General features: G+C 49.4%; 7 protein-coding genes. 2 read left to right on the top strand and 5 right to left on the bottom strand.

Going from position 1 to position 7,935, the window contains the following annotated elements; genetic code table 11:
- The 4 genes from IQ235_RS12705 to IQ235_RS12690 form a co-directional block, all read right to left on the bottom strand.
- Positions 1–598, bottom strand: a 598-nt coding sequence (locus IQ235_RS12705; protein ID WP_264321826.1) for an FHA domain-containing protein, incomplete at its 3' end; no start/stop codon positions are given.
- Positions 599–814: 216 nt separating this feature from the next.
- Positions 815–2,854, bottom strand: a complete 2,040-nt coding sequence (locus IQ235_RS12700) for a cyclic nucleotide-binding domain-containing protein (protein ID WP_264321825.1) — start codon at positions 2,852–2,854, stop codon at positions 815–817.
- A gap of 288 nt (positions 2,855–3,142) precedes the next feature.
- On the bottom strand, positions 3,143–3,904 hold the full coding sequence (locus tag IQ235_RS12695; RefSeq protein ID WP_264321824.1) for a 4Fe-4S binding protein: 762 nt from the start codon (positions 3,902–3,904) through the stop codon (positions 3,143–3,145).
- Positions 3,905–4,064: 160 nt separating this feature from the next.
- On the bottom strand, positions 4,065–4,187 hold the full coding sequence (locus IQ235_RS12690) for a hypothetical protein (RefSeq protein ID WP_264321823.1): 123 nt from the start codon (positions 4,185–4,187) through the stop codon (positions 4,065–4,067).
- Positions 4,188–4,483: 296 nt separating this feature from the next.
- On the opposite strand from IQ235_RS12690, the gene IQ235_RS12685 reads away from it, so the two are divergent.
- Positions 4,484–5,692, top strand: coding sequence for a glutathione S-transferase family protein (locus IQ235_RS12685; protein WP_264321822.1), 1,209 nt, complete (start codon positions 4,484–4,486; stop codon positions 5,690–5,692).
- A gap of 131 nt (positions 5,693–5,823) precedes the next feature.
- On the opposite strand, the gene IQ235_RS12680 is transcribed toward IQ235_RS12685, so the two are convergent.
- Positions 5,824–6,723, bottom strand: a complete 900-nt coding sequence (locus IQ235_RS12680) for a LysR family transcriptional regulator (protein ID WP_264321821.1) — start codon at positions 6,721–6,723, stop codon at positions 5,824–5,826.
- A 422-nt stretch (positions 6,724–7,145) separates the two neighbouring features.
- Between IQ235_RS12680 and IQ235_RS12675 the strand changes: the two genes are divergently transcribed.
- Complete coding sequence (locus IQ235_RS12675) at positions 7,146–7,841, top strand: hydrolase (RefSeq protein ID WP_264321820.1); 696 nt, start codon at positions 7,146–7,148, stop codon at positions 7,839–7,841.
- Positions 7,842–7,935: the final 94 nt, after the last annotated feature.

The raw sequence follows: 7,935 nt of genomic DNA, 5'->3' as shown, positions 1-7,935 counted from the left end.
GACGGGAGGGGGTGGAGGAAATGGAGTAGGAACGCATCACCCGTTTGCCGCCGATTTCCAAATCCAGGGTGACAAACTGACCGGGTTGGTAAGTAAACAGTCTCGGCGGCGATGCCACAAACACGAAAGTTTTCGTATCATCGGTTTCGACGATGACATCGGCACAGCGTACCGTTAACTTGCCTTGAGTCCAGCGATCGATTTTCGTGGGTTCGATGGTGGCTAGCGGCATATAGTCCCCAGGGGAAAGGGGGCGATCGTATTGAGCAGTGGTGGTTTCGTCCTCGGATTGCACTAACAGCGCAAACGGCCCGATTTGCAACACGTCCGAGGGGTTTAACAGGTAGCTGCGACCGGATTTGACCGTTTCGTTATTCAAGCGGGAACCATTGCGACTGCCCAAGTCTTGAAAAGAATATTGTCCCTGCCGCAGGCAAATTTTACCGTGCTGCGCGCTCACTAGCGAATCGTTGAGAACCAGGCAACACCGGGGGTCGCGCCCGATTAAACATTCTTGGTTGAGTTGCATCTCGGGGTTGAGATGGACTTCTCGGGTCTGGCTGGGCTTTTTTGAGTGAACGAGAATGAATTTAGGCATTGTTTTTATGAATTCGGACTTTGGAGGCGCGGAGTTCGCAAGCACGGAGTTCGCAAGCACGGAGTTCGTTGTATTCATCCCCCATCTCCCCGTCCCCCCGTCTTTACAAGGGAACGCTTTTCACCATTGGTGGGAATTAGCACAGGGGCACTTTTGAACTCACACGAAAATTCGATGGTTTTGTCTCCCCTGCCTCCCTATCACCCCATCACCCCATCACCCCATCACCGCGTCTTCCCTCTGTCCCCACCTCAACTGCATGAGAAATATTTGAGCCAGGGGGGGATGCTGGTGGAGGAGGCGATCGAAATCGGCAGTGGAAATGGCGAGTACTTCCGTTCCATCCATGACAGCGACGGCTTTGGCCACTTCTCGCTCTCGGGTTTGCCCCCAATCCGTGCCGATAATTTGTCCGGGAACGATCGTGCCGATGGATTTGGCTTGGAGGTCGTCAACGCTCTGAATCTCGGCTTTTCCGCGAATCAAGATCGAGATTTGGGCGGCGGACTCTTCCCAGTGGTACAACACCTCGTCGGCTTGATAGGTTCTTAGGGTGGCAACTCGCACCAGCGCCATCAACAATGGGGGCTTCAACCCATCGAAACGCCCTGTTTTCACCAGTCGCAACATTTGCTCTAGGGTGGTTAAAGGCGATCGTGGCTGGAGGATTTTGTTGGCGGTTTCGATGGACAATTCGTCCGAGATACCTTGAGATAGCAGGTGTTTGGCTTGCTGGCGACCCCCCTCGGGTTTAAGCTGGTGCAAGGCGTAGAGACCCAGGGCGCGGACGATGGTATTGGGTTCTCCGATTAAATCTTCCAGAACATCGATCGCCACATCCGATCGCATGGGACGACCCAGTTGGGTGGAAAGCCTCGGATTCTCTTCGATTTTCCAGTTGGGAACGAGAACTTCCACCAGATGAGGACTCAGGCGCGATCGCCAATGTGCGGTCTGGTCTTGCAGAATTTGGGGTAGCAGATTCCCTGCCAAAAGACCCACCCGCTTAGCCAGGGAGATGGCATCGTCTTCTTCCCCAATGATTTCGAGGATGCCCAACAGTTGGGTGGTTAAGCGCTGTTGAACCGGAACGACGAGCGATCGCAACAAGACGAAGGCGGCAGCGTGGGGGTTGGGGACGGAGTGAGTCAGGGCTTGGTGGCGACAGGTATAAACTTGAAGCTGGGAGAGTAAGGCTTCGGCATGGGTGCGCAAATCGCTATCTCGATCGAACAGTTGGGTCAAAATGCGATCGTGTTCGTTTCCGGTAATGCGGTAGGCTTGCTGGAGCATCCGTACCTGGCGGCTTTTGAGTTCGATGGCCCGATGGTAGGGGATGCCCCGATCGATACACTCCATTAGCAAGTAGGAGAGTGCCTCGCAGTAACTTTCCAGCCGCAGCTGCTCTTCGCGACTGTGTTGCCCGCGCGAGTCGAGTAAATCGGGATCTTCGATGCCCAGTTCGGCGATCGTCGTGTAATGTTCGTCATCTGCGATGCCCAGATGCTGGCGCATTTGCTCGAAGACTTCGAGGCTGGTGGCGGTGTTGGTGCGGCCTTCGGCGATCGCCTCTTTCAAGATGCCTCGATAGATCTGCAAGCGGTCTTGTTGGGTGATTCCCGGCAACGTTTTGGCTAAGATGTAGACGGCCTCGGGGGTGAGGTCGTCGATAGATTTTCCATCTAAAATTTGAGGAAAATTGAGGGGTAGTTTTTTGAGTTGGCGGCGCAGTTTTTCCGCATCGCTTTCTCGTTGGTATTGCTCCCAACTCCGATTCCAGTTTCGATACAGCCACAGCGTGCTAACCATGGCGATCGCCGCATTAAACAACCATTGTGCGGACTCAGACCAGCGTAAAATCTCCGGACGACCGCCATAAATAAAGAAAAGATTGAAGGCGAGAAAAGTAGCAATTGAGAAGCAGCGGTGTAATACTTTCTCGGGATTAAAATCTCGATCGTGATGTTTGAGATATCCTCGATAAATGCTTTCCAATCGATTCCCGGTGGCATAGCATAGGAGAACAAAAAAAGAGAGTGTCAGGGGAACAGCTACGAGTTTGGGAATAGAGATCGGACGGTTGAAAAGATAAAACCCCGGATTTAATAACTTCGCGATTTGGGTTTCTTCGTGAGTCCAAGCACCGGAAAAGTAATAATCTAAATTGCCAGCATAAAGACCGTAGTAGACAAAATATCCGATAACTAATCCAACATATCCATATTGGACGAATCTTCTTCCAGTTTTGACTGTCATGACTAAAATACCCCAAGCCTAACGTCCTATTCCAAACGTATTCATTATTACGAACTGCAAACCACAATGTCAGGATGATATTTTCAGGTCAGTTCTTCCCGATCTTCTTCTCAATTTTCACATTCAAATACGTTACGGCTAATTTAAACTTTCGATCGAAAGCGCAGAGACTCGTTATCTAATGCATCCGACGGAATCGATCGATGAATGCACGATGACGGATTTAGAATTTTATTCGATCGTAAAGATAGTTTCTGCCTAACAGATCCAACCGGATTTGCTTATGACTCATGACTGACCCAAGTCTTGCCAATAGGCTCGTTCGGCATCAATATCCAAACAGGGCGATTTGCAACCGATACAAGCTGGCTTATCTTTTTTTGTTATCGGATCGATGGTTCTACACATCGATTGCGTCACCATTCGATCGGACACCGTATGGGCTTGACTTCCCAACAAACCTCGAGTTCCCGTGAAAATGGTTTGTACCAAACCAAATGGACAAACATAATGACACCAACTTCGCCCGCCATAAAGAAAAACAACAGCGATCGCCGCGAGAATCGTTCCGATTAGAAAGCATCCCAAAATTCGGCGATCGGAGTTAACAAACAAAATTCGGCAACTTAGCCCCACAAAAAGAAAAGCAAATTGCACGTATAAATGGTTTTTGAGAAGCCATTGATTTTTTTGAATGTTAAGTTTGGGTTGCCATCCCAATGCTCTAGGGATTTGGGAGAAAAAGTAAAGCGGACAAATTCGCCGCCAAAATTCATGTCCGAGGACAAAAACGATCGCGATACCGCTAGGTACGATCGTCCCCCAAAAAATTCTCGCACCCAGGGGATAAAGATGTTCTTCCAAGCAGGTTCCTTGCACTTTTATGCATCGATAGAGTGCCGGGTCGTGCCAGGGACTCATCAGATTTCTCGGATCGGTCAAAATCGGCGAAATCGGATCGTAAAATAACGAGATAATTAAGAGCAGCCAGCCAATGACGAGCATCCATCGAACGGAGTGCATCGTTCGTTCTGAAACTTGAGTTAGCATCGGGGTAATCTCCTGGTTTTGCATTAAGAACTATCTAGTTTGGTAGATGCGAACGCTCCCCGACGTTCTCTAAGTTATAGGCGATAATCGCAAAAATTATGCGATTTTTTAAGTCATTTTGAATACCAGCTCTTCCAACAGGACGATCGCCCTGTTAATACTAGACAAGCACGGTGGATTGAGTTATAAATTTCATAAATTGATGGGCAAATAGTCGGCCCATACTCGCCCAAAAAATGAAATAGAGAACGATCGCGATCGCCCAGGTTTTTAAAACTTGCATCGTGAATAACTTCTGTTAGGTGTTCGAGGAATCCGGAAAAAACGATCGATTTGAAAAGGAAACCGGAGTTCGTGGGAAAAACTCCGGCTGCTCGATCGACTCACATTCATAGTCTCTTCTGTCATCGAGGATTTGCCAGTCTCCCTTTCGGGTACTATTAACTCGAATCCACAGAGATCGGCCGGGTTGAAAATTGTAGATTCCGACGATCGCAAAGAAAGAGAGGAACAACAACTCACTCATTGTCAATTGCATTTATATATAATTCGATCGCATTGAATTCACCAACACCTACCATGACTGCGACTCCCCTCACCTGGCCCGAACTCGAAGCCCTCACCGACTTTCACATCGATACCGTTAACGGCCCCACCAACTCTCAAGCTCGTTTGCGCCTCTTCGGTCGCGATGAATCCGACGTGCGAGTGACCCTCTACCGCGACAACCACGCCTGGTGTCCCTACTGCCAAAAAATCTGGTTGTGGCTGGAGGAAAAACAAATCCCCTACCGCATCGAAAAAGTAACGATGTTTTGCTATGGGAAAAAAGAAAGCTGGTACAAGCGCATCGTGCCCTCGGGAATGCTGCCAGCGATCGAACTCGACAATCGAATTATCACCGAAAGCGACGACATCTTAATCGCCCTCGAAAAAGTTTACGGCCCCTTGGGGTTGGGAATGGAACACCCCCAAGTCCTTCCCCTACGGCAACTGGAACGATTGCTGTTTCGCGCTTGGTGTTCCTGGTTGTGCTATCCGGCGCGATCGTCTCAACAAGACCAGCGCAGCCGAGACCAGTTTACCCAAGTCGTCGCCATGGTAGAAGAGGCCCTCGCACGCACCCCCGGCCCCTATTTCCTCGAAGCGTTCGGCACCGCAGATGTCATCTTCACCCCCTACGTCGAACGGATGAACGCCAGCCTCTACTATTACAAAGGCTATTCCCTGCGGGAAGAAAACCCCCATTTTGGTGCCTGGTTCGATGCCATGGAAAACCGACCCACCTATCGCGGTACCCAAAGCGACTTCCACACCCACGCCCACGATTTACCCCCTCAAATGGGCGGCTGCTACGAAAACGGCGAACCCCAAATGCAACGCAATAAAGAACGGGTGGATAACGGCCCCTGGTTCGAGTTACCCGATGTCACCTACCCAGAACCCGAAACCTCCCGCACGGAAGCCCTGCAACGCACCCTGAAGCACCGCGCCAACATTATCCGCGTCAACCCCGCCGACGACAAACTGTTCGATGAAGCCCTGCGTTGCGCCCTCACCCAGATGATGACCGGGGAAAGCCCCACACCACCCAAGGGTTCGGATGTCGCCCTGCGATACTTGCGCGATCGCATCAACGTTCCTCGGGATATGTCCATCTACGCGGCGAAGCGATTGCGGGAATCCTTGGAGGCTACCGCAGCATTGGCAGGCGACGGTGAGAGTGCCCCGCTTCCCGTTCGCCATCGCCGCGACCAAGATCCGGTCAATTTTGCGCGAAACCCATAGGGGTAATCCCGCGCCCTTGCCGCTGGGGTAGGTACAGGGGCGCTGGGAGAGTCGCGATCGGATTCGGACGAGATCGAACCCCTTTGAGAGGTTTTTCTTAACTTCTTCATCTTAAATGTCGGGATTTTTAGTTAATCTGATGCGATTGTTTCTCGAACTGTCGTTATAAAATTCTGCAACAAATTCGATCGATTGTTGCTAAGCCAAGAAATTGCTAATTCAATTTCAGGTTTAGGAGAAGAAATAGGGCGATATACGACACCGGACTGCTGTAATTTTTGAGAAGATGTGGGCAGCAAAGCTATACCTAATCCCACGGCAATAAAACCTAGGGTAATCTGCATTTCTTCTGTTTCTTGAATGATTTTAGGGCGAAAGCCTGCATTGTGGCAGGCGGCGATCGCTCGCTCGGAAAGTCCACATCCTTTTTCTCTCGGACCTACGATAAAATCCTCATTTACCAAATCTAATAACGAGATTTCTGCTTGCTGGGCAAGCAAATGGTTTTCGGGTAGTGCCAATATCATGGGTTCTCTCAAAATTGTTTCCATCGTCAGCAATGCGTCTTGCACGAACGGAACAATGAACCCCACTGCAATTTCTCTTTTTCTGAGTGCTTGAAGCTGCATCCCCGTTGCCATCTGCCGTACGGTAATGTCTACGTTGGGAAAGCGTTTTTGATGAATTTGCAGTAGACGAGGCACGATTTCATAGGCAGACGATCCTTCAAATCCAACAATTAATTGACCGACTTCACCCCGGCTTGCCTGTTGCACGGTTTGGACTCCCCGTTCCACTCGATCTAAAATTTGACGTGCCTCTGTAATTAATGCCCGACCTGCATCTGTCAGTTGAACGCTTGTGCGATCGCGATCGAAAAGTTTAGCATCCAAGGCTGTTTCAAGACGATTAATCTGTCTGCTGAGTGGTGGCTGGGTAATGTTTAAGCGTTCCGCAGCCCGTCGAAAATTCATCTCTTCAGAAACGACCAAGAATGTTTCTAAATGTTGCAATTCAATATTAAAATTCATCGTTATACCTTTAGGGGTATCAATCGTCATTAAAAAAGGTATCAGGAAAAAGGTTTTAGTTTGTCCTTTAACCGATAGACTTTTTTTATCATCCTGAATACAGTCTCATCCCTTTGAGGGAAATTCAAAACCCAGGAAATTAGATAACCCTGAGTCCTCTGCATTAGACAAAAACTCGATCGAAGCAGGGATGAGATCCCTAGGCTACAAAAGTCGATCGAACTTAGCCACTTGAGGAGAAAATCAGCCTTTTTCGGATGCCAGTTTCTAGATGCAAGCTTAGATAGTCTCTTTGCCTAGAATATAGTTCGCAAGAGCTTGCTCGATAACGTGCGAGTAGGTTTTGTGCTGCTCTAACTGACGGGCAATTTGACTTTCTCAAGCGTACCCATGCCGCCATTTTATTGAAAGGGAGTTAAACAATGGCAGAATCGATTAACATTCCACTTCTCAATGCTGACGAATGTGCTTTGCTTTTAATCGACCACGAACCTCAGATGTTCTTTGGGGTGCAATCTCACGACCGACAAACGATCGTTAACAATGTTGTCGGATTAGCCAAAGGAGCAAAACTATTCGGAGTTCCCACAATTCTGACAACGGTCACCGATCGCGCATTTAGTGGACCGATCGTACCAGAAATTCAGGCGGTCTTTCCCGACCACAAGCCAATTGCCAGAACCTCGATGAACTCCTGGGAAGATGAAAATCTTCGTAAAGCCGTCGAGAAAACTGGAAAACGCAAGCTCGTTATGGCAGCTCTGTGGACAGAAGTTTGCCTGACGTTTCCTGCCCTCTCTGCCTTGGCGAACGGCTACGAAGTCTATTTTGTGACGGATGCTTCTGGTGCATTTACTAAAGAAGTACACGAGCGTTCTGTCCAGCGTTTAATTCAAGCGGGTGGAGTGCCAATGACCTGGCAACAAACAATACTCGAGTGGCAGCGCGATTGGGCAAACCAGGAGACTTACGAAGGGATGATGGACATCATCCAGGAGCATTCTGGAGCTTACGGCATGGGGATTTTCTATGCCAAGACGATGGTGCAGTCATATCCTGACTTCAAGGGATTTCCAGACGAGGGCAAGGTCGAGCAGCACGGTACAGCAAGTCCATAGAACTTATCTGGGATACTCCTACTACGGAAATGATAACGGGACGATCGAGTAGGAGCAAACCCCCTGCGGTTGCCCCGGAAAAACGGGGTAGGCA

The sequence above is a fragment of the Zarconia navalis LEGE 11467 genome (genome assembly GCF_015207075.1).
Taxonomy (GTDB): Bacteria; Cyanobacteriota; Cyanobacteriia; order Cyanobacteriales; family Geitlerinemataceae; genus Zarconia; species Zarconia navalis.
This window is presented reverse-complemented; position numbering and strand designations above follow the sequence as displayed.